The 22,274-nt window shown below is 69.4% G+C and carries 16 protein-coding genes and 2 CRISPR repeat arrays (1 of these 18 running past the window's edge); of the genes, 13 read left to right on the top strand and 3 right to left on the bottom strand.

Translation table 11 applies throughout. The features are described 5' to 3' along the window. Positions 1-178 precede the first annotated feature (178 nt). Positions 179-1,156 carry a DUF932 domain-containing protein gene (locus Actkin_RS21820; protein WP_258904072.1) on the top strand — a complete coding sequence of 326 codons (978 nt, stop codon included), beginning with the start codon at positions 179-181 and terminating at the stop codon, positions 1,154-1,156. Between the two features lie 498 nt (positions 1,157-1,654). Further along, positions 1,655-3,490: direct repeats of the CRISPR family, unit length 28 nt; unit sequence ACCCACCCGGGTCGGTGAGGATCTCAAC. 117 nt (positions 3,491-3,607) lie between these two features. On the opposite strand, the gene Actkin_RS21815 is transcribed toward Actkin_RS21820, so the two are convergent. Beyond that, positions 3,608-4,858: an FAD-binding protein gene (locus Actkin_RS21815; protein ID WP_309569078.1), complete on the bottom strand. Its 1,251-nt coding sequence runs from the start codon at positions 4,856-4,858 to the stop codon at positions 3,608-3,610. After that, positions 4,815-7,328 carry an ATP-binding protein gene (locus tag Actkin_RS21810; protein ID WP_258904071.1) on the bottom strand — a complete coding sequence of 838 codons (2,514 nt, stop codon included), beginning with the start codon at positions 7,326-7,328 and terminating at the stop codon, positions 4,815-4,817. Before Actkin_RS21810 ends, Actkin_RS21815 begins: the two co-directional genes overlap by 44 nt. Positions 7,329-7,452: 124 nt before the next feature. On the opposite strand from Actkin_RS21810, the gene Actkin_RS21805 reads away from it, so the two are divergent. Beyond that, the gene (locus Actkin_RS21805; protein ID WP_258904070.1) at positions 7,453-8,379 is read left to right on the top strand and encodes a hypothetical protein; all 927 of its coding nucleotides are present in this window, start codon (positions 7,453-7,455) and stop codon (positions 8,377-8,379) included. A gap of 14 nt (positions 8,380-8,393) precedes the next feature. Next, the gene (locus Actkin_RS21800; RefSeq protein WP_258904069.1) at positions 8,394-8,675 is read left to right on the top strand and encodes a DUF6355 family natural product biosynthesis protein; all 282 of its coding nucleotides are present in this window, start codon (positions 8,394-8,396) and stop codon (positions 8,673-8,675) included. Positions 8,676-8,733: 58 nt separating this feature from the next. On the opposite strand, the gene Actkin_RS21795 is transcribed toward Actkin_RS21800, so the two are convergent. After that, complete coding sequence (locus Actkin_RS21795) at positions 8,734-9,051, bottom strand: hypothetical protein (protein WP_258904068.1); 318 nt, start codon at positions 9,049-9,051, stop codon at positions 8,734-8,736. Between the two features lie 163 nt (positions 9,052-9,214). Here Actkin_RS21795 and Actkin_RS21790 point away from each other — a divergent pair, with 163 nt between their 5' ends. The 10 genes from Actkin_RS21790 (at position 9,215) to mobF (ending at position 21,865) form a co-directional block, all read left to right on the top strand. Next, positions 9,215-10,636: a ParB/RepB/Spo0J family partition protein gene (locus tag Actkin_RS21790; protein ID WP_258904067.1), complete on the top strand. Its 1,422-nt coding sequence runs from the start codon at positions 9,215-9,217 to the stop codon at positions 10,634-10,636. Between the two features lie 99 nt (positions 10,637-10,735). Continuing rightward, a complete protein-coding gene (locus Actkin_RS21785; protein ID WP_258904066.1) occupies positions 10,736-11,104 on the top strand; it encodes a hypothetical protein in 369 nt (122 codons plus the stop codon). A gap of 12 nt (positions 11,105-11,116) precedes the next feature. Then, a complete protein-coding gene (locus Actkin_RS21780; RefSeq protein ID WP_258904065.1) occupies positions 11,117-12,022 on the top strand; it encodes a bifunctional DNA primase/polymerase in 906 nt (301 codons plus the stop codon). Positions 12,023-12,187: 165 nt separating this feature from the next. Beyond that, positions 12,188-12,634 (top strand): hypothetical protein, encoded by a 447-nt coding sequence (locus Actkin_RS21775; protein ID WP_258904064.1) that lies wholly within the window; start codon positions 12,188-12,190, stop codon positions 12,632-12,634. A gap of 36 nt (positions 12,635-12,670) precedes the next feature. Next, positions 12,671-13,444 (top strand): hypothetical protein, encoded by a 774-nt coding sequence (locus Actkin_RS21770; RefSeq protein ID WP_258904063.1) that lies wholly within the window; start codon positions 12,671-12,673, stop codon positions 13,442-13,444. 174 nt (positions 13,445-13,618) lie between these two features. Further along, positions 13,619-14,722, top strand: a complete 1,104-nt coding sequence (gene dprA, locus Actkin_RS21765; RefSeq protein WP_258904062.1) for a DNA-processing protein DprA — start codon at positions 13,619-13,621, stop codon at positions 14,720-14,722. A 12-nt stretch (positions 14,723-14,734) separates the two neighbouring features. Beyond that, on the top strand, positions 14,735-15,679 hold the full coding sequence (locus tag Actkin_RS21760) for a DUF4192 domain-containing protein (RefSeq protein ID WP_258904061.1): 945 nt from the start codon (positions 14,735-14,737) through the stop codon (positions 15,677-15,679). Between the two features lie 32 nt (positions 15,680-15,711). Continuing rightward, complete coding sequence (locus tag Actkin_RS21755) at positions 15,712-16,122, top strand: single-stranded DNA-binding protein (protein ID WP_258904060.1); 411 nt, start codon at positions 15,712-15,714, stop codon at positions 16,120-16,122. 493 nt (positions 16,123-16,615) lie between these two features. After that, the gene (locus Actkin_RS21750) at positions 16,616-17,536 is read left to right on the top strand and encodes a hypothetical protein (RefSeq protein ID WP_258904059.1); all 921 of its coding nucleotides are present in this window, start codon (positions 16,616-16,618) and stop codon (positions 17,534-17,536) included. Between the two features lie 507 nt (positions 17,537-18,043). Continuing rightward, the gene (gene mobF / locus Actkin_RS21745; protein WP_258904058.1) at positions 18,044-21,865 is read left to right on the top strand and encodes a MobF family relaxase; all 3,822 of its coding nucleotides are present in this window, start codon (positions 18,044-18,046) and stop codon (positions 21,863-21,865) included. Between the two features lie 214 nt (positions 21,866-22,079). Continuing rightward, positions 22,080-22,274: direct repeats of the CRISPR family, unit length 37 nt; unit sequence GCAGCACCGACCCACCGCGGTCGGTGAGGATCTCAAC; it runs 857 nt beyond the window's last position.

Genomic DNA, 22,274 nt, shown 5'->3' with positions numbered 1-22,274 from the left:
CCGGATGGCCTCGGTCGTGGCCACCGCACTCTGCCCTGGTCACGTTCCTTTGTCCAGCCTGGAAAACGTGGCTGGACAAAGGAACGTGACCAGGGCTGACGAGTGCTGTCCACGACCGAGACCAGTCAGTTCGGTCGTGACGGGCCATATCGTCTCCTAACCGAAGGCAGGTTCTGCGATGTCCTATGAACTCCAGGCGATGCCGCTCGACCCGACCCGTCAGCGTCCGTGGCGTCAGCTCGGCACGGGCATCGAGGGTTGCGGCAGTGCGCATGACGCTCTCGTGGCTGCTGGTTTGGCGGGGTGGAACGTGAGGAAGCTGGAGCAGTCGGCCACGGAGATCACCGAGCAGGGCGCGACGCGGCTCGACAATCCGGAGTCGGTGATGCTGGTACGGACCGACCCGGCCACCGGGCGCACGCGGTACCTGAGCACGGTCGGGCGCAACTACGGGATCTACCAGAATGAGGACCAGGCGGCCGTGCTCGACGCTTTGGTGGCCGAGTCGGGTGCCGCGGGGTTCTCGGACGCGGGATCGATCAACGACGGCAGGGTGACGTTCGTCAGCATGCGGATGCCCCAGACGATGTGTCTGGCTGGCGTCGACCAGGTGGATCTCTACTTGGTGGTGTTCAACTCGCATGACGGCTCGGGCAAGTTCCGGGTGATGGTGATCCCGTTCAGGCCGTTCTGCGCGAACCAACTCCCGTTGGCGGGCCGCGAGGCGTTGTCGTCGGTGTCGATCAGGCACACCAGCAAGGGCGGGATCAACGTCAGCGAGATCCGCAGCAAGCTGGGCCTGCTGTATCGGCGAGCCGACGCCTTCGAGGAACAAGCGCGGAGGCTGCTGAACACCCCGATGACCACCACGGAGTTCACGGACGTCGTATCCGAACTGTGGCCGGTGAAGGAAGACGCCCCGACCCGAGCCCGCGCGAACGCCGAACGCCGCCGCGGAGACCTGATCCGCCTGTGGACCAGCGCGGAGACTCAAGCCCCCATCCGCGGCTCCCGGTGGGCCGGATTGATGGCGCTCACCGAGTACCTCGACCACTACCAGCCCGCGAAGAACCGCGACATCCGCGCACGACGGGTCATCGCCAGCACCACCGTACGAGACATCAAGCAGCGTGCGTTCGAGATGCTGACCAGGTGATCGGTAGTGCCGAGGTGAGAGCGGAGGGCGTCCATTGCGCGGCACAGGCTAATGGTGTGCCTTCGGTGATGCGGCGTCCTCCCCGCTCACCTTGGTCGTAGTGCCGCCCGCGAGCACGCTGAGGTCCATCCAGGGCAAGGCCCGGGTATACCTGGCTCTGTCGCGCTTACGAACTAACTGGTCGAGGAGGCCAGTCGCAAGGCGTAAACAAGCGGATGGCCATCACAGAGGGCCTGGAGGTGCTATGCGTCGACTGCCTCGGGCATGGCAAAGGAATGGCCACCGATGCCTCGCGGCACGTCCGAGCACGACCGCTGCACGGGACTGCTGGTGAAGGTCGCGGCGGGCCTACTCAGGTCTTCTCCCTAGGTTCGGAACCCCAAGTGCGACCAAACACGCCGGGAGGTTCCGAACCAAACGACGGCGAGTCGCGACCTGCGGGGCCGAACTCGGCCTGCCCAGGAGCGGGTAACCTTTCATTTGCCCAGCTAAAGCAGGGCAGCACCGACCCACCCGGGTCGGTGAGGATCTCAACGCCTCGTCGGTCAGCAGGCGCACCATCGGGTGATCGCAGCACCGACCCACCCGGGTCGGTGAGGATCTCAACGTCAGCTTGGCCCCGCCCTCCAGCAGGGCCAGGCGGGCAGCACCGACCCACCCGGGTCGGTGAGGATCTCAACTCGGCCTTGCCGCCCCACTGGGGCAGGAAGTCGGGCAGCACCGACCCACCCGGGTCGGTGAGGATCTCAACGAGGTGTACGCCTCGCTGGAGGCGGACGCCACCGGCAGCACCGACCCACCCGGGTCGGTGAGGATCTCAACTTCGTCCGCCAGCAGGTCGTGGCCCCGGTGCCGCAGCAGCACCGACCCACCCGGGTCGGTGAGGATCTCAACGTGGGCCACGCGTACGTGACCGAGCGGCTCAACCGCAGCACCGACCCACCCGGGTCGGTGAGGATCTCAACCTCTCGGGCGGGCCGGTCGAGGGCTTGGTCTACTGGGGCAGCACCGACCCACCCGGGTCGGTGAGGATCTCAACACCGGGACGCGCTCGGTTCGCTGATGAACAAGAGCGCAGCACCGACCCACCCGGGTCGGTGAGGATCTCAACCTCGGGGTCGGGGGTCGACGGGGAAGGGGCGGCGGCAGCACCGACCCACCCGGGTCGGTGAGGATCTCAACGCCGAGGTGCCCCAGACCTACGACCCGGACGACCGGCAGCACCGACCCACCCGGGTCGGTGAGGATCTCAACCACTCCCACGTCACCACCGAGTTCATCGCGTCGGTGGCAGCACCGACCCACCCGGGTCGGTGAGGATCTCAACTGGGCGGCGATCTCCAGCTCGGTGCCGACGATGCGGCAGCACCGACCCACCCGGGTCGGTGAGGATCTCAACTCGCTCACGATCTCGTTCTCGGGCACCGGGTTGGAGGCAGCACCGACCCACCCGGGTCGGTGAGGATCTCAACTGGGCGGTGGACGGCAACGAGATGGCGCTGGCCGGCAGCACCGACCCACCCGGGTCGGTGAGGATCTCAACTCCCTGGGTCGGGTTGTGGTCCGGGTTTCGCGGTGGCAGCACCGACCCACCCGGGTCGGTGAGGATCTCAACTATGTGACCGGGGTTTCCCGCGCGTTGCTCACCGGCAGCACCGACCCACCCGGGTCGGTGAGGATCTCAACCCTCGGTTTGTGCTCGGTTCGGTGTGGGGCGGGGGCAGCACCGACCCACCCGGGTCGGTGAGGATCTCAACGGCGGCCAGCCACTCCGCGATGTCACGCCCGGGCGGCAGCACCGACCCACCCGGGTCGGTGAGGATCTCAACCGCGGCATGTCGTGGGTCTCCCCGGTCATCCGAGAGCAGCACCCACCCACCCGGGTCGGTGAGGATCTCAACTTCAACCAGCCCTCGGTCAGCGGCGCGCCGTCGCTGGCAGCACCGACCCACCCGGGTCGGTGAGGATCTCAACTAGTGCCCGCCTAGTGGGTGCGCGCCTCATCGGGGAGCAGCACCGACCCACCCGGGTCGGTGAGGATCTCAACTGGGACTGCACGCCGGTGATCCGGCGTGCGTTGTCGCAGCACCGACCCACCCGAGTCGGTGAGAATCTCAACTCGCTGTATGGCGCACTCGTGCCGACGTCGGCCGGGCAGCACCGACCCACCTGGGTCGGTGAGGATCTCAACTGCCCGGCGACGACACGCCGGAGCTGGTCGACCTGGCCGCACCGACCCACCGGGTCGGTGAGGATCTCAACTACAAGCGGTTCATCCTCGGGCACTGGGTCGCCGGCAGCACCGACCCACCCGGGGTCGGTGAGGCTCTCAACACCGAGGAAGAGGCTCGCGAGGTCGGACTGCCCTCCAGCACCAGTGACCCACCCGGGTTGAGGATTTCAACAGCTGACGGCACATCTGGGTCAGGGATCGCGGTACCGAGCCGCTGCCTACGGCGTGGTGTCTAGGGAATCTAGGTAGAGGGTTCCGCCCAGTTCGGTGACGAGCTGGGTGATGGAGTCGTTTGCGGTGGTCATTGTGTGGATGGTGGCGGGGTCTGCGTCGGGGATGGTGCGGAGGATGGCGAAGAGGGTGGTGGTGTCCGTCGCCGCGGGTAGTGGGAAGGCGGGTGTGTGGATCTTTGTGGTGGGGAAGGGGTAGATGATCACGGTTCCGGATTCGCTGATGTCGTCGGTGGTGAGTTCGGCCATGACGGTGGTGATGATGTGGGCGGCTTGGTGGTGGGGGAGGAGGTGGTTGGCCCAGATGTGGGGTGCGGTCCAGTGGCCGATCGCGCGGAGGAGGCGTTCGCCTTCGGCTAGGCGGTTGGTGAAGTCCCAGTAGGTGATGTCGGTGGTGTCGAGTTCGTCGTGGTCGAGGGTGTGGAGTAGGGCGTCGTCGGGTGGGGTGGGTGGGTTGTGGTGGTAGGCGGCTTCGATGCGGTAGCGCCAGGTTCCGGTGGGGGTGGGTTTGGCGTGGCCTTCGATGTAGTGGGCGGTGCCGCTGGTCATGAGGTCGTGTTGGTCTTGCAGGAAGGTGTGGGGGTCGCGGTAGTAGGCGTGGTGGAGGCGGGTGCGGTGGTGGGCGGGGATGAGGGTGAGGGTGGCGTGGGTGATGACGCCGTTGCGGCCTCGGCCTGCGCGGATGGCGTCGAAGAGGTCGGGGCGGGTCTCGCGGCTGCAGGTGGTGGTTTCGCCGTCGGGGGTGATGACCTCGAGGGTGTGGACGTTGTCGGTCTGCAGGCCGTGGTGGTGGGTGGTGCCGCTGATGCCGCCGACGGAGAGGGTGCCGCCGACGGTGATGTCGATGTAGTCGGTGAGCACGGGTGGGGCCAGGCCGTGGCGGAGGGTGGCGAGGGTGAGGTCGTGCCAGGTGGCTCCGGCGCCGACGGTGATCCGCATGTCCTGGGGTTCGCCGATGGTGTTGAGGGGGCGCATGTCGAGGATGAGGCCGTCGCGGGCCTGGCTTTGTCCGGCGGTGGAGTGGCCGGTTCCTCGGGGCACCGCGGGTAGGTTGTGGCGCCGGGCGTAGCGGATCGCGGTGGCGGCGTCGGTGGTGCTGGTGATGGGGGCGATGGCGCGGGGGCGGTGGTGGACCAGGTGGCCGAAGTCGTCGGCGATGGCCGCGAGGTCGTCCTCGGCGGTGAGGAGCCGGGGCTCAGCGCAGGACGCTGGAGTCGCTTCGGGGTTCTGGGAGAGCATGGCGTCCACCTTCCTCGTTCTCCAGCAGGCCGGACAGGTCCGCGGCGGCGGGGTCACCCACGCGGGCGTAGAGGGTGAGCGCCTCCCGCCAGGCGCGGAAGGCGGCGTCGTGGTCGCGGCGGGCGTGGTGGACCTCGCCGAGCCGGGTCAGGGTGCGGGCCTGCTCGCGGATGTCGCCGAGGTGGCGTCGGACAGCCAGCGCGCGGAGCAGCTCGGCGATGGTCTCGGTGAGGTCGCCTTGGCTGCGGTGCGCTTCGGCGAGGGTGTCGCGGGCGCAGCCCTCGGCGGTGAAGTCACCGAGGTCGTGCAGCGTGTCGGCGGCCTGCTCGGAGTAGGTCACCGCGATATCCGGTCTGCCCATGGCGATGCACATGTCCCCGAGGTAGGAGATGGTGATGGCCCAACCGAGACGGTCGTCGAGGGCGTCGAACTCGGTCATGGCGCTGCACATCTCCTGGGCCGCGCGGGTGACCTCCCCAAGCGCCTGGAAAGCACGGGCCATCCCCACGCGACTCCACGCGTGGCCGACGCGGTCGCCCAGCTCCCGACGGATCCGGAGGGCCTGGCCGAAGTTGACCAGGGCGGGCCACGGGCGGCCGAGGTCGGTGTAGGCGTGGCCGAGGTTGTTCAACAACCACGCCTCGCTCCCACGATCACCGATCCGCCGGACCAGGTCGATCACCTGGCCGTGCGGGCGCAACCACTGCCCCCACGGCTTACGACGGAACAGGAAGTCGCAGAGCACGATCGGCAGCTTCACCGCGACATCGACATTCCCCGCCTCAGCCGCGGCGCTGGCCGCCAAGGCCAGGTTGAGCCGCTCGACCTCACACCAGTCCGCCGCGTCGTCATAGCTGGCGAACACCGGTATCCCGTCCACTGCCGGGATACCGAGATCGACGTAGGGCCGGTTCGGCGACAACATCCGGCTCGCGGCCTGAGCCGCGCTCAGGTACCAGCCGAGCATCCGGTTGACGACCTGTCCCTGATCGGGCTCGTCCCCGTGGGCGCGCTCCGCGGCGTAGACCTTGAGCAGGTCGTGGATCCGATAGCGCCCGGTGTCGACCTCTTCAAGCAGATGCGCGGAGACCAGTTGATCCAGGACCTGTTCCGTCTCGCTGACGCTCGTACCGTCCAAGGCCGCCGCAACCCCGGGCGCCAGCTCGGCACCGGGATGCAGGCCGAGCCTACGGAAGAGACGCGCCGCAGCCGGTGACAGCGCCCGGTAGGACAGGGCGAACGTAGTGCGCAGGGTCGCGACGTCATCCCCGCTGGTGCTCAGCACGTCAAGGGGACGTTCGGCCAGCACCTCCGAGAGGGCGGTCATCGTGGTGTTGCGGTCGTTGGCCCGTTCAGCCGCGATGCGGAGGGCCAGCGGGTGGCCACCGCACTGGCGGGCAACTTGCAGGGTGGCCTGGTGGTTCTCCCGGGCGCGCGACCCAGCCACATCGCTCAACAGGCTGACGCACTCGTTCTCGCGAAGAGGCCCGAGGACGACCCGGCGGGCGCCGTCACGGGCGGCAAGCCCTGGCAGGGCGGTCCGACTGGTGATGATCACCGCGCAACTCGGCGCGCTCGGCAGGAGCGGTCGCACCTGTTCGGGCCCGGCCGCGTTGTCCAGGACGATCAACAAGCGCCTGCCTGCCAGCGTGGTCCGATACTGGCCGATGCGGGCCGCCGTGTCCCGAGGAATGGCGGCCGGGGTGTGGCCCAAGGCGACGAGGTAATCGCGGAGCACCTCGCCCGCGTCGGCTGGCGGTCCGGACGGGTCGTAGCCGCGAAGGTCGGCGAACAGCACGCCGTCGGGGAACTCGCTGGCGATCTCGTGGGCCCACTGCACGGCCAAGGACGTCTTGCCGATCCCGGCTGGACCGTCGATCGTGATGATCGCCGTCTCCCCGGCACGACGAGCCGCCTCCAGTTCGATCCGCATGCGGTCGAGGCACTCGGCTCGCCCGGTGAAGTGCCGCGTGCGGGCCGGGAGTTGCGCGGGGCGCTGGGCGCGTCTGCGTGTGGTTCGCGGAGTGGCCTGCAGAAGGCGGGCCAACGCGCCGTCGGTCTGCAGGGCGGTGTCGCAGGCGGTGGCCAGCTGGTGGGTGGGCTGGCGGAGGCCGTGTTCGACGTTCCCCAGGTGGCTGCGGCTGAAGCTGGTGGCGTGCTGCAACTCCGCGAGGGAGAGTCCACGTCGGACGCGCCAGGCGTGCAGTGCCGCGCCGAAGGTCTCCTCGTCCGGTGTCTTCTGTCTTCCGTTCGTCATGAAGACAATCACCCCCTCGTCTTCCGCCCCTAGGCCACCGAGGATAGGGCCAAGGACTTCTATCTGAGCCTGTTCTCGCAGCTCAGAGCAGGAATCACTCAATAGAGCTACTCGACGCACGCCGGACGGGATATCGGCGAGCGGCTGAGGACTCATGCGATTGCGCTTCACACGATCGGGGGATGTCATGGAGAACGGGAGCGAGTCGGCCATTCGGACTGTTAGGCGCGTATGCGAGCGCCATCCCCGTCTGACGCGGGACGCCTTGGTCGACTTGGCGCCGATCGCGGGGGACGGGCACCTGGCTCACCTGCATCTGTTGGCGATGAGTCGGGGTTTGACGCCGTCTGACCCTCTGCCGAACTTCCTTGCCCGGAGCAAGCAGGCACAGGCTTTGAACTGGGACGACGTCGGCCGTCTCAAGGTCGACGAGGGGTTGAGGGAGCGGTTCGAGGCTCGTCGGGCGGCGGGTGAGGTGGCGACGTCGCATCTGGTGCGATTGGCGGAGCCGATGGTCCGGCGCGGTGTTCAGCGCGTCTTGGACTCGCCGCATGTCGCGGTCGTGGTGGACGCGGACGATCTGCTGAATGCGGCGCGGTTGGCGGTCGCGCAGGGCGTGTGGGCGTATGAGCCGACGAGCGCGGCGGGGCCATGGTTTCTCATTCAACGAATCGTTGAGGGAGTCAAGCGGGAACTCCTGCCCGCGAACACCGGAATCAGCATCCCGCACCGGGCTGAGCGTCGGTTCAGGAGAATCGCGGCGATCCGCAATCACCTCCATGATTCGCTGGGCCGCGAGCCCGAAGATGACGAAATCCTCACGTATGCCGGTGGGGCGCTCACGGATGCCGACCTCGCTCTGGAGCGGCGGACTCGGCTCACCCGGATGCGACCGCCCATGGTCGAACTCGGCCTGGAGCGGGCCATAGGTGCGCCGTCGCTCGAGGTCGAGCACGGTCGGTCCGGGTGGCGGGAGGTCGTGCGGGTCCTGCGGTTCGATCCGGTGGCGGTCGAGGTGATCAGTCGGGTGGCCGCGTTGCCGCCCTACGAGGACCTGGGGCCGGAGGACCGCTCGGAGCGGGCTGTCGCCGAGACGACCGGGACGACCCGGGCGGTGGTGCGGGCGGCGTTGCGGCGCGTCCGTCGGCAGGCGCGGGATGACGCCGACCAGTTGCGCCATTTCCTGCGCGGGCTCAGCGACGACGACCGCGAGGGTCTGGGGTTGCAGTGCTTCGCGCAGCGGCTTGATCGGGAGTTGGTCTAACCAGGGAGGTACCGATGAAGGCGATTGCTGTATTGATGTTCCTACTCGCCGGGTTGTTGGTCGCGCCGGAGGCGTCGGCGAGTCCGGGGATGCCGTGCGGTTGGCACAAGGACAGTCTGACCGACTACTACAACCACTGCGGCTACACGCCGGTCAACATCAACGTCGACTTCTGGTGGGGCATGGGCGCGACCAGGACCATCTGCGTTGGTCCGGGGATCACCAACCTGACCGAGCACGCCGCCCTCGGCGGCGGATTGATCACCTTCGCCTACTACAACGGTTCCAGCTGTTGAGTCGGGAGTTCGGCCGGCCCGGCAAGCCGCCTGTCGGCCTGCCGGGCCGGACTCGCGTTCACGAGGTGGCTTCGAGCGCGAGCTGGCGCAGGCGCTTCAGTTCGCTCTCGGGCTGGCCGAGGAGGTCGGCCAGGCGGGCGTACTGCAGACGCAGGTCGCTCACCAAGGCGTCAACGGCGCGGCCCATCTCGACCTCGGCGGCGTGTTCGGCGGCTCGGGCGGTGTCGCGGTCTTGGCTGCCGAGCAGGAAGTCGGTGGCGAGTTCGGTCTCCCGCTCATCGCGGCGGCGCTTCTCGGCGTCGAGTTCCTCCTTTCGCTGCAACAGCGCTTTGCGCGCGTCTTCCCGCGCTCTGACCTTTGTGGACGTTGCTGGCATGTGTCCAATGTACGCCTTCGGGGCCCCATTCGGTCGGGCGCGGCGCAGGCTGGTCGATTCCGTCGTGGATGTCAACCCGCTGACGCTGGGGTTGACATCCACGCCGCAACCGACCACGCCGCTCGCACCCCGACCGAACGGGGCACGACGAGAAGGGATGGTCATGGGCACTTCGATCTGGGAGAACGCGACGCTGCGGATGGTGGATCCCACCGACCTGCTGCTCGACCAGAACGCGCGGTCGATCGGCGACGTCACCGCGGATAACCCCGAGTTGGCCGCGAGTGTCCGCGAGCACGGGGTACTGGTTCCGGTCATCGCCAACCCGACCGGCGACGGGCGCATCCGGGTGCGGGACGGGCACTCACGGACGTTGGCGGCCCGTTTGGTCGTCGACGAGCACCCCACGATCCCGGTCCTGGTGACCGAGTCGACCGATGAGGAGCAGTGGAGGCGGCTGCGCGACCAGTGGATCAGCAACGAGGTCCGTACCGGGTTCAGCGTCGGGGACAAGGCTCGGTTGCTGGAGCAGATGGCGTTGTTCGGGCTGAGCGAGGAGGAGATCGCCGCGCAGCTGACCACCGACGTCGAGACGGTCAAGGCCGGTCTCGCGGTCGGCCGCAGCCGCCGGGCAACCGAGGCCGTCGCCACGCATCCGCAGTTGGACATGATGCAGGCCGCAGCGCTGGCCGAGTTCGAGGACGACCCGGAGGCCAGCGAGTCCCTCTCCTGGGTCCTGCAATGGCGGCCCGCGCAGTACGACCACACGGTGACGTTGCTGCGCCGCCGTAAGGCTGAGCGGCAGGCGTGCGAGGCCAAAGCCGAGGAACTGCGCAGGGCCGGGGTGACCGTACTCGAAGGGGCCGCGGCGGAGGGTGCGGTGCAGCTGGACCGACTGCTGCGTGGAGGGAAGAGCCACACCGCGCTCTCCGAACAGAACCACGCCAGGTGCCCGGGGCACGCCGCGATCGTCACGACCAACTACACCGGGGACGTGACCGCGCAGTATGTGTGCCGGGACTGGAAGGTGAACGGGCACGTGCAGAGGCACCCGACGCAGGAAGGGCCGCGGACGGAGGAGGAGAAGGCCGAGCTGCGGCGTGTTCGCCACAACAACGAGGTGTGGCGAGCCGCTCGGGACGAACGGCGCGCCTTCCTCACCAGGTTCCTGAGTCGCAAGACCCCGCCCAAGCAGCTCACCTTCGCCCTGCTGATGGCCCTGCTGCACGGCGGTCCACACCTCACCGCCGCCCTGGGGCGCAGTAGCGGCTTCATTGCGGGGCTCCTCGGTATGGAACCGATTCAGCGCCACGGCCAGCCGAACCCGATCGTCGCGAAGGCGAAGCGGGCCGGGCTCAACCAGCTGACGATGCTGCTCACCGCCGTGGTCCTCGGCGGCATGGAGATGGCCTACGACTCCCGCGACAGCGTCAACACCTGGCGGCGGCCCAGCGACGAGGACAAGCTGTACTTCGCGACCCTGCGCGACCTCGGCTACACGCTGTCGACCGTGGAAAGCCTCGTGCTCGACCCGATGGCGGACGCCGACCAGTGGCCGCACCTGACGACGGAGAACGTGGCGTGAGCGGCCCGGTCCCCACCGCCCACGGCCGGGAGGAGGCAGGTGAACTACGAATTGTTCGTGCTCGGCGCCCATCGGCGTTTCGCGCGGGATGTGCCCGAGATGACCGGCATCATCGCCGCGATGGCCTCCCTCGGGATGCTGTTCCCCAGTACCCCGCTTGGTATCCCGTCCGGCGGACGGGCGATCACGCTCGCCGACTACGACCGCCACGGCCACCCGGTCACCGAAGCGGCCTGCCAATACTGGCGGCGGTGGAAGCACCTCCTCGCCGACCACGCTGTAGACCAGGCTCCGGGGATTCCGGGCCACAAGCTGGCCACCAACGACGGATGGCACGTGACCCGAACCGAGTGCGCTCAGGCACTGCGTGCCTACACGGCCGCCGGTCGGCACCCGGAGGTGTTCGGTCGCGCCCTGGTGCCGTTCCTGCGGGTCGCCGCCCGTCACGACGGATTCCGCGTCCACTGAAAGGGGGAGACGATGAGCAGGCGTCTGATGAACGCGGCACTGGCCGCCGCACGGCTCGGGCACCACGTCATCCCACTCTGGCCGCGCACGAAGATCCCCGCCCTGCACGGCGAGCAGAACTGCCCAGGAACCGGTCCCTGCGCGGACGGGCACCGCGGCTGGGAAGCGCGCGCCACCCGTGATCCCGGCCAGATCCGCGACTGGTGGGCCGTCTCGCCGTTCAACGTCGGGATTGCCACCGGCCGCTCCGGCCTGCACGTGCTCGACCTCGATCCCGCCCGCGGCCAAACCCCACCCGAACCCTGGGAAGGCGTCCGGCACGGTCGCGATGTGCTCGCCCGGCTCGCGCGGGAGGCAGGCGAGCCCTACCCGGGGGACACGCTCACCGTCCGCTCACCCACCGGCGGCGAGCACCTGTACTTCCGCACCCCTGACGAGCCGCCGCTGCGCAACACGGTCGGCAGGCTCGGCTGGCACATCGACAGCCGGGGCATCGGCGGGTACATCGTGGCGCCCGGCTCGGTCCGTCGCGCCGGTCTCTACAGGGTCGTGCGAGACCGACCCATCGCCGCGTTGCCTGAGTGGCTCGTGCCGCTGTTGGTGCCGCCGGTCCCGCCTGTTCCCGAGGTTCTGTCCGGCGAACCGCACTTGAGCGACCGGCGGCGGCAGGCCTACCTCGACAGCGTCCTCGACCGCGTGATCCGGGCCGTCCCCGGCACCCGCCGCTACACTCTCTTCCGCGCCGCCTACACCCTCGGGCGGCTGGTGGCAGGCGGCGAGTTCGGCGAGGACGAGGTCAGAGCCGGCCTGCACGACGCCGCCGCTCGCCTGGAGAAGTTCACCGCCCGGGAAGCCGATCGCACGATCGACGACGGCCTGCGCTACGGCAGCCGCGTCCCCCGTCGACTCGGGACCTGAACCCGCGGGCCCTCGCAGGCTGCCGTGCCGCAGTGGGGTTGTCCAGCCGGGAAAGCGTGGCTGGACAACCCCACTCCGGCACGGCCTGGCCAAGGGCGCCCCGCGGGCCGCCGCCGGGGCAGTGCGGGTGGGACTGACCCACCCCGTCCCTGACGGGAGCACCTCATGTTTCGCAGATTCCGCGGCACCGGCCTGCCCGTGTTGCTGATCAAACCGGACCGCGTAGTTCGCATCCCGCTGGATCAGGCGATGGACCGCGTGCTCGGCGGTGTCCCGAGCCGAGCGATCGAGCCGGAACTGGGCGTCGTCGAGTTCTGGACCGATGGCGGACGGATGATCAACCGGCATGCGACCGAGCTGCTGAGCGCGGTGCTGGCCGCGGCCGCGGCCGGAGTGCTCGACGTGGGCGAGGACCGGCGGACACGCCTCTGCTGCCTGCGGGCGCACGGCTGGGACCCGGCCATCACCGGCACCTGCCTGATGACCGGGCCCCTGGTCGACGGAGCGGCCACAGCCCTCCCGCGGTCGTTCCTGACTTGGCTGCGCCGCCAACACCCGCACCGGGTGCACGCCGCCACCGCCCTCCGCAGGCGAGGTGCGCGATGGACCTGACCATTCGCCACGCCACCTCAGCCTGGGAGCACAACCATGCCTGACACCGGACAGCTGCACGTTCGCATCTACCTCAACTCCGCCCCCGACGCCTTCCGCGGCTACCGCCCCCAGCACGAGGTCGTCGAGGTGGCCGCCTACCTGGCAACCCGGCACGACGGCGTCCTCGACGACGCGTTTCACATGTTCAACGTCGGCGACGATCCGTGCTTCGGCCCGCCCGATCCCCGCGCGGTCACCTACCGACTACGGGGGAACCGCAGCCTCAGCGTGGGCGACGTGATCGCCCTCGACGACGAGTTCCACAGCTGCGAGCCTGCGGGCTGGCGCGCACTCACCACGCCGCCGCTCATCACCGACATGCACGCCCCCGGCATCACACCGCTGCAACCGACACCGGTGGCCCGGATCCTGGAGAGCCACCCGGCAGACCACGCCGGCTGCCACGTCTTCCAGGTCCTGACCTTGCGCTGGTGCGCCACACTGGCCCACCAACTGATCACCGCTGACCCCCTGGCCGCGGAGTTCGCACAGCAACTCGACATCACCGGCCTAGGAAGGTTCCTCACCCTCGACGGAGACGACGCGCCCGATGTGAAGGTCACCGTTGATGACGCGACGGCGATGGCGACCGACCTGACCAAACCGGTCCTCAGCGTCCCGGTGGTCAGCATGGGCGAGTGCCGCGGCCACATCGTCATCGACGGCTGGCACCGCATCCACCACGCCCTGGTCATCGGCCGCACGTGCCTGCCCGCCTGGATGCTCACCGGCGAGGCGGCGCAGACCTGCAGCCTCCCCATGGAATAGGCCCGACTGGGCCCCGATCTGCCGAAAGGGCATCAGCCCCGGCGGTGGGTGTCAAGCCGAAGAACATGGCTTGACACCCACCGCCGTGCCCGATGAGGCCGGGGCAGATCGGCACCCAGCCGGTCCGCTCGACCAGCAACCCGGTCGAGCCCCGCCTTCCCCAGGGAACAGGCCATGGACGACACGATCCGACTCGCCCGGGCGTACCTCAGCCGCGTTGCCGAGCCGCCCGCCCCCGCCCTGACCACCCTTATCGAGCTCGTCGGACCCATCAGGGCCGCCGCGATGGTTCGCCATGGCGACGTCAACACCGCCGTCGCCGCGGAGACCGATGCCCGCCGCGACCACCACCACGCCGCCACCGACCTGTCCTACGCCAGCAAGGTCGGGGCCCGGCTCGTCTGCCCCGAGGATGCCGAATGGCCCGCCGACCACCTGGCCGCCCTCACTCTCGCCCAGGCCGAAGGGCTCGCCTGGGCCGCCCCGCCCATCGCGCTGTGGGTACGCGGCGACCGGCCGCTCGCCGAGTCGCTCGGCGCGGCCGCGGGCATCGTCGGAGCTCGCGCCGCCACCGCATACGGCGACCACGTCGCCTCCGACTTCGCCTACAGCCTCGCCAAGGCGGGCACCACGGTCGTCTCCGGCGCGGCGTTCGGCATCGACGCGGCCGCCCACCGCGGCGCGCTGGCGGGGGAGGGGCTCACCGTCGCCGTACTTCCGTGCGGCATCGACGTGACCTACCCCGCCGCGCACGACTCGCTACTGCGGCACATCGCCGCCAAGGGGCTGCTAGTCACCGAGTACCCGCCGGGCACGCATCCGGCCAAGTTCCGGTTCCTCGTGCGCAACCGGCTGGCCGCCGCGTTCAGCGCCGCCACGGTGGTCGTCGAGGCAGGCGTACGCGGCGGATCCCGACACACAGCGGCCGTCGCGCGCGTCCTGGACCGGCCTGTGCTCGCCGTCCCCGGGCCGGTCACGTCGGCGACCTCGCGCGGCTGCCACGACCTGCTCCGCGAGCACCGCGCCGACCTCGTGACCTCCGCCGACGAGATCCTGCAGGTGCTCAAGGACCAGCCCCGGCCCGCGGGCCAGATCGCCGGGCGAGCGGGCGGCGACGCGGTCTGCGTCTTCCTCGCGCTCACGCCCCACCGCGAGATGAGCGCCGCCGAGCTGGCCACCGCCTGCGACCTCCCGCAGCCGCGGGTGCGGGCCGCGCTCGCCGACCTCGAACTCACCCGATCGGTCACCCGAGGCGACACCGGCTGGCGCCGAGTCTGAAAGGGGCTTGTCATGTATCGAGTCGAGCTCACCGAGCCCGGTGAGGTCATTCGTTCCATCCCCGCACTGCTCGGCTTCTACCCGCGTGACTCCCTGGTGGTCGTCGCCGTCATCGGCGCTGGGAGGCACCCGATGGTAGTTCGCGCGGACCTGTCCGAGCCCGACAAGGACGTCGCGGTCTGGTGCGCGGTCGAGGCTCACCACTGCGGCGAGCGCGTCCACGCCGTCATGGTCGTCATCGTCGGAGGCGACCGCCTCGAGCACGACGGCCTGGTCGACGAACTCGAGGCGAGGGCAGATCGCGCGGGGATCCCGTTCGTGTTCGCCGCCTGGATCGACGTCATCGAGGAGGGGCGGGTGTGGGAGTCCTACACCGACTCCACCTGCGGCCGCCTTGCCGATCCGCGCACCTCTCCCTTGGCCGTCCTGACTACCTATGAGGGCAAGACCATCCAGCCGTCCCGCGAAGCAATCGAGGCGGGCATGCGCCCGACCGCGGCGGAAACAGCCCTCGCTCGACGGCGAGAGCTGATCGAGGAGTTCCACCGGACACTGGACGCGGAAGCGGCAGAGGGCGCAATCCGTCACGCGGCGGCCCGGGATGAGCTACCGGAGACGAATGAGCAGTTCGCGGTCCTCGTCGCCGCGCTCGATATCGGCGAGGCCCGCGACCAGGCCATCCGGTGCATGGTCGACGGCGACCTCCAGCACTACCTCGCCCTGTGGCAGCACGTGCTTCACAACGTCGACGGACCAGACCAACGTCACCCCGCGACCATGCTCGCCGTGGCCAGCTTCCTCGACGGCGACAGCGTCAGGGCCGCAATCGCCACCGAAATCGCGTGCCGATGGGCCGAGCCCGGGTCGCTCCCGCACCTGATCCACGGCGCCTTGAAGACCGGTATGCCGCCGGAGACGTTCCGCGCCATCGCTCACGACGCGATCGCACCCGACTAACCACTGACCTCATCATCCGAAGGAGAGCCGCCATGGCCGGAGACACCACCATCACCATCATCGGCAACGTGACCGCGGAGCCCGAGCTGCGCTATACCCAGTCCGGCACCCCGGTCGCCAGCTTCACCATCGCCTCCACCCCGCGCACCTACGACCGGCAGAGCGGTGGCTGGAAGGACGCCCCGGCGCTGTTCATGCGCTGCAGCCTGTGGAACCAGGCCGCGGAGAACCTCGCCCAGTCGGTCAGCAAGGGCATGCGCCTGATCGTGCACGGCAGGCTCAAGCCGCGTAGCTACGAGACCCGCGAGGGCGAGAAGCGGTACGTCACCGAGCTCGAGGTCGACGCCGTTGGACCCGACCTGCGCTGGGCCACCGCCATCGTCACCAAGGCCGCGGGTGAGCGATCCGAGACGGAGGGCGAACCCCTCGACACACCGGCCTGACCCGGTGTCGGGGGCTGGCACGGGAGCCCGTGAGGGCTCGCCGCCCACGAGGGAGCGGTTCCGCCAAGACCGTGCCAGCCATACCCGACGCCCTCGAGCCGATGGGGCTCATGCGCCTGGCGCACCGAGTCTATTCCCCGGCATCACGTCGCGCTGGCACACGCGACAAGGCGGGACAGGCCTGGCAGCCGCGCCTCACCAGCTTCCCCCATCGTTCTCCCAGTGTCTTGCGGCGGGGGCGGTCGTGTAAAGGGCACCCCAACATCCTTTGCCGTCGACTCCGGCGGATCTTCCGAGGCCGGTTCTTCTCCGCAAGCTCCGAAGACCCAGCCAAGCAAGATCCTCCTCCGCCGACGCCAAAGCATCTTGGGGCCCCACCCTTGACACAACCGCCCCCGCCGCAAGCCCCTCACTTCGCGATGGGGTCGAAAAGAGACGGCTCCGCCGCAAAGACAAGAGCCGGGGACGCCAAGCCCGGCCACATCCTCATCCGATGGGACGTGCCATGACCCAGATCCCGCAACAACTCGGCCAACTCACCGACCTCGTCCACGCCGGACGCCTCGACCTCGCCAAGCGCCAGACCCGCGAGCTGCTCGACACCCTCGACCCCGAGGCCCTGGACGTCATCGCCCGCTGCATCACCATCCTGGAAGCCTCACCCAGGGTCGCCCTGCCCAAGCTCCGCCACTACTGGAAGACCTGCGGCGACACCACCAGCCGCGCCATCATCGCCGCCTGCGCCCCCACCGACACGCCCACCATCCCCGAGCAGCGCACCGCCCCGACCCAGAGCCGCCAGCGCGCCGCCCGCGACCTCCGCACCGAGACTCGCCCGGACCTCCGCCGCAGTCCCAGCCGCACCCCCGCCCAGGCCGCCGCCCTGCGCCGCGCCGAGCGCGAAACCAACGCCTACCAGGACACTCGCGCAGGCGTCGAGGAAGGCACCGAGCCACAGGAGCGCCCGGCCGGCTACACCCTCGACTACGACCGAGCCGCCCTCACCGCCCTCCGCGGCACCCCCTGCGTCCGGTGCTGGACCGAACGCCCCACCGCCGACCACGACCGCCGCCACGACGACGGCCTATGCGGCGAGTGCCGCGACCGCGGCCGCGAGGGCATCCCTGTTCTGCCGGAGGGCCACACCCTCGCCGACGCCGTCGCCGCCCGCTGCGCCTTCATCACCGCACACGCCCCCGCCGCCGCCCACGGCATCCTCCGCCGAGAGTGGACCCGCGCCAGCACCCGCGAACACCGCGACCTCATCGCCGCCTGGGTAGCCGCGCACCGGGACCAGATCACGCCCGCACCCGCGGGCGCGGTCGGCCACGCGGCCGGGCACTGCCGCGCCTGCGGCAGCTACCGCGCCCTGCGGCGCAGGCGCTGCGCCGACTGCGAACGCGCAGGCTCATAGCCCTCCAGGACGGCAGGCCCGCTCACCCCGGGCCTGCCGTCCCCACCGCGGCCATCACCTCACGCTCACGCCAGGCACAGCACCCCAGCTGCTCACTCCAGGACCACTCGTCCTCTCCGCTAAACCAGATACACCTCTGGCATTCGCAATGAGCGGATCAACGCTCAGCCTCGGTGCGCAGTCGACAGTGCCGTCGCCGGGCTCGATCACGGCTTGCCCGGTCGTCCGGTGTTGGGGCGCCGATGTCTCCCAATGTGGTCAGGAGGTGGGCGCGGGCGGCGGTAAGTCGGGCTTCGTAGGCCGAGGCGAAGATCTCTGCCCTCGTGGTGTGCCAAGGTTTCGGCGATGCGTGCAGGGGCGCCCAAACAGCTCTGTCCTGGTCGACGATGTCGTTGAAGGCTCGGGTGCTGCCCATCACCGTTCGGGGTAGGCCGTTACGGTGCCCCTGATGTTCGCGTTGGGCGTACGCTGGAGGCCTGGGGAGAGGAGGCGCGCCGTGAACGCCGGATGATGGTGTGTCACGTCCTGCACGCCGGTGACGGGTACACCTATCTGACCCGCCAGGTCGCCACCGACGACGTTCCGCGTCGTGGTCGCGACCCGCTGGTGGAGTACTACCAGGCGCGCGGGAACCGGCCCGGGCAGTGGGTTGGCTCCGGCTGCGGGGACCTCGGGATGCGCGGTGTCGTCACCGAGGAGCAGATGCTCGCCCTCTTCGGTGAGGGACTACGGCCGGACGCGAACGAGTTCATCGCCGCGCGCATGGCCGCCGGACTCAGCTACCGGAAGGCGTTGGCGGAGGCCCGTTTGGGTCGCAGGTTCTACCAGTTCCGCGGCCGCACGGTCCGTCTCGCCGACAAGGTCAAGGACGCCTTCGCCGCCTTCGAGACGGACAACCACCGCCGCGCGAGCGTGCAGGAACGCCGCGAGATCATCGAAGCGACCGCGCGCAAACTCCTCGTGCAGGACACCCGCGGTCGCCCCGCACCCAGCGCGGCAGAGGTCCGCCGGTATATCACCGACGAGCTCGGGCGGGCGCCGCAACCGGTGGCCGGTTTCGACCTGGTGTTCAGCCCCGTGAAGAGTGTCTCGGTCCTCTGGGGACTGAGTGGACACGAGATCCGGGCGATCGTCGAGCAGGTCCACGAGGACGCTTGGCGCGCCGCATTGGCCTATGGGGAGCGGGAGGCGGCGTTCACCCGGGTCGGTGCTGGCGGCATCGCGTTCGTGCCTACGAGCGGGTTCGTGGCCACCGCGTTCCAGCACCGTGACTCCCGCGCAGGCGACCCGGATCTGCACACCCACGTCGCGGTCTCCAACCGTGTCCTGGCCGCCGACGGCCGGTGGCGCACCATCGACAGCAAGCAGTTGCACAAGGTCGCGGTCAGCATGAGCGAGACCTACAACGCGCTGGTCGAACAGGGCTTGGTGGAACGCCTCGGCGTGCGGTTCGTCGATGTCGAGCGCGGTCCCGGCAAACGGCCCGTGCGGGAGATCGCGGGAATACCGGAGCAGTGGATCCGCGGCTTCTCCCGCCGCCGGGAGCAGGTCGAGATCGGCTACGAGGCCCTAGTCCGCGACTACGTCCGCCGCCACGGCCACACCCCGCCCCGGTCAGTCCAGATCCGGCTAGCGCAACAGGCCACCCTCACGGACAGACCGGAGAAGACCGAGCTGAAGACCCTGGCCGAACAGGTCGCCGGATGGCGCGACCACGCCCGCCACCTCCTCCCCGGCACCGACATCGACGCCGCCCTCGACCGATGTCTCCACCGGACACCACAACCCGCCGCCACCACCGACCTCGACGCCATCGCCGCCCAGGTCGTCGCCAACGTGTCCGAGGACCGCGCCCACTGGACGATCTACCACGTCCGCGCCGAAGCCCACCGCCTCCTCCGCGAGCACGACTTCCCTGCGCCCACCGAACGCCTACAGGCCGCCGAGACTGTCGCCCAACTCGCCCTGCACCGGCACTCGGTCCTACTCGACATCGACACCGACCCCACACCCCGGCTGCTGCGGCGTCCTGACGGCGACCCTGTCTTCCACCGACGCGGCGCGGATCGCTTCACCTCCGAGGCGCTCCTGCGCGCCGAACAACGCCTGCTCGACGCCGCCCTGACCCACACCGGACCCGTCGTGGGCGCGGCAGTACGGGACCGCGCGATCCGCCGGTTCGAGACAGCCAAGGGACTCACCCTCAATCCAGGCCAACGCGCACTCGTCGAACACTTCGTCTCCACCGGCACAGCGCTGGCCGTCGCCATCGGACCACCAGGAACCGGCAAGAGCACCGCCATGGGCGCCGTCCACCACGCCTGGGAGACCACCGGCGGGCGCGTCATCGGACTCGCTCCCTCGGCCGCTGCGGCCAGCGTTCTCGGCGACGAACTCGGCGTGCCCGCTGACACTATCCATCGCCTCCTGCACGCCCACACCACCAACCAGCCGCTCGACATCCGCCGCGGCGACATGCTGCTCGTCGACGAGGCGGGCATGGCCGGGACCCGTCTGCTCGACGAGGTCCGTCAGCTCGCCCACGACCGCGGCGCCGTGGTCCGCCTCATCGGCGACTACCGCCAGCTCGCCGCCATCGAGGCAGGCGGCGCGCTGCGGCTGATCCACCAAACCGCAGGCGGCGTCGAACTCTCCGAGGTCCATCGCTTCCGCCACCCGGACGAAGCCCAAGCCGTCCTGCGCCTCCGCGTCGGCGACGCCCGCGCGATCGACTTCTACGCCGACAACAACCGCCTCGTCGGCGGGGTGCGCGCCGCCGCCCTGGACCGGCTCTACCAGGACTGGATCACCGACATCACCGGCGGCAACACGGCGATCATGATCTCTGACTCCACCGAGGTCGTCCGCGAACTCTCCGCCCGCGCCCAAACCGACCGCCGCGCCGCCGGACTCGCCGAACCCGGCGGTGCCCCACTGCACGACGGCACCGTCGCCGGGATCGGGGACCACATCGTCACCCGTAAGAACCGCCGCCGCCTCACCGTCCACGGCGGCCACGACCACGTCAAGAACGGCGACCTCTGGCAGGTCAGCAAGCGCTACGCCGACGGCCGACTCCGCGTCCAACACCTGCGTCACGGCGGCACCGTGCTACTCCCGGCCTGGTACGTCGCCCACTGGGTCGAACTCGGCTACGCCGCCACCGTCCACCGCAGCCAAGGGCTCAACGTCGACATCTCCCGGTCCTTCCTCACCCCCACGGCCACCCGCGAAGCCGCCCTCGTCGCCCTCTCCCGAGGCACCCACAGCAACCACGCCTACCTCGACACCGAACAACTCCTCCACCCCGACGAACCCCACACCCTCCCCGGCGACCTCTACTACCGCCACCGCGAAACCACTCCCGCAGAACAAGCCCTCCACCACATCCTCAACCACGAAGGCGCCGAACTCTCCGCCACCGAAACCCTCCGCGAAGCCCTCCACGACCGCGACCGACTCTCCACCATCGTCCCCCAGTACGAACACGCACTCCACGTGCTTCGCGGCCCCCAAGCCCTCATCACCGCCGAGCAATGGGTGCACGCCGCCCTCCCCGACCACGCCACCGACATCCTCACCGACGAAGCCTGGCCCGAACTCGCCCACCTCCTCCACGACCTCACCGCAACCGGCGAAAACCCTGTCGAAACGCTACGAACGCGCGCAGACGAACGCCGCCTCGAAGACGACCCCCACGACCCAGCCCGCTCCGTGGCCAAGGTCCTCCACTACCGCATCGTCAACTGCATGCCTGACATCTCCGCCGATGCGAACCGACCAGAGTTCCTGCCCGGATGGATCCAACCGCCTCCGGAGATACTCCTAGGCGGTGCCCGCGAGGAGGAACGCGAGCTCGCCCAGTGGCTACGACAGCGCGCGGACCAGATTGCCGAACGGGTGCACGAGCTCGGTGAGCGCGCTGCGGAACAGCTTCCGGCCTGGACGGCCCAACTTGGCCAAGTTCCTACAGACCCTCCCGGTCGAGACTGGTGGGTCCGCCGGGCCGGTCACGTCGCCGCCTATAGAGAGCGCTGGCAGGTCAGCGACAAGTCCGGAGAGCTCCTACCCGCAGGGCCGGGGACGCAGAATCGAGCACGAAAGTGGGTCTTGAATCACCTGGCGCACTCTGTCCAACCCTCGTATTCTGGCCCGGACGAGCCGCCAGCGGCGGTCGATCCACGAGTTGATCATCTTCGCGGTCAGTTGGAAGAGGTCGCCCGCGTTCTTAAGCGCGAGCCATCAGTGGACTTGCAAGTCATCGGAGATCCAGCGGAAATCGAGCTTGATATGGCCGCCGAGCCTGATGACCTCGGACCAGCCGTCTAAGCTTGTGGCTATCTCGTGCACCGGTCGTATGCCAGAAGCGGGGGACGGCTGTGGCTCGACTGAATCACCTGCTCTCGACACCCAGGTTCGGAACCTCAGTGCGGGCCGACACGCCGGGAGGTTCCGAAGCACCCCGATGGCGTGTTGGCCTGCCGACCTGCACTCGGCGGTCTCAGGCTGTATGACTTTCGGTAGTCTTCGCTGTTCAGGCAGGGCAGCACCGACCCACCGCGGTCGGTGAGGATCTCAACCGGTGCGCGGAGGTCCGTCCGATCGCCTCGACGTCGCAGCGCCGACCCACCGCGGTCGGTGAGGATCTCAACTCCAGCTGCTGGCCTTTGAGTCCGGCGTTGCCAAGCAGCACCGACCCACCGCGGTCGGTGAGGATCTCAACCAGTCCACCTCTTGC

This window comes from Actinokineospora sp. UTMC 2448, from assembly GCF_024760565.1.
In the GTDB taxonomy this organism is placed as follows: Bacteria; Actinomycetota; Actinomycetes; order Mycobacteriales; family Pseudonocardiaceae; genus Actinokineospora; species Actinokineospora fastidiosa.
The sequence above is the reverse complement of the archived record's forward strand: the minus strand, read 5'-3'. Positions and strand labels throughout refer to the sequence as shown.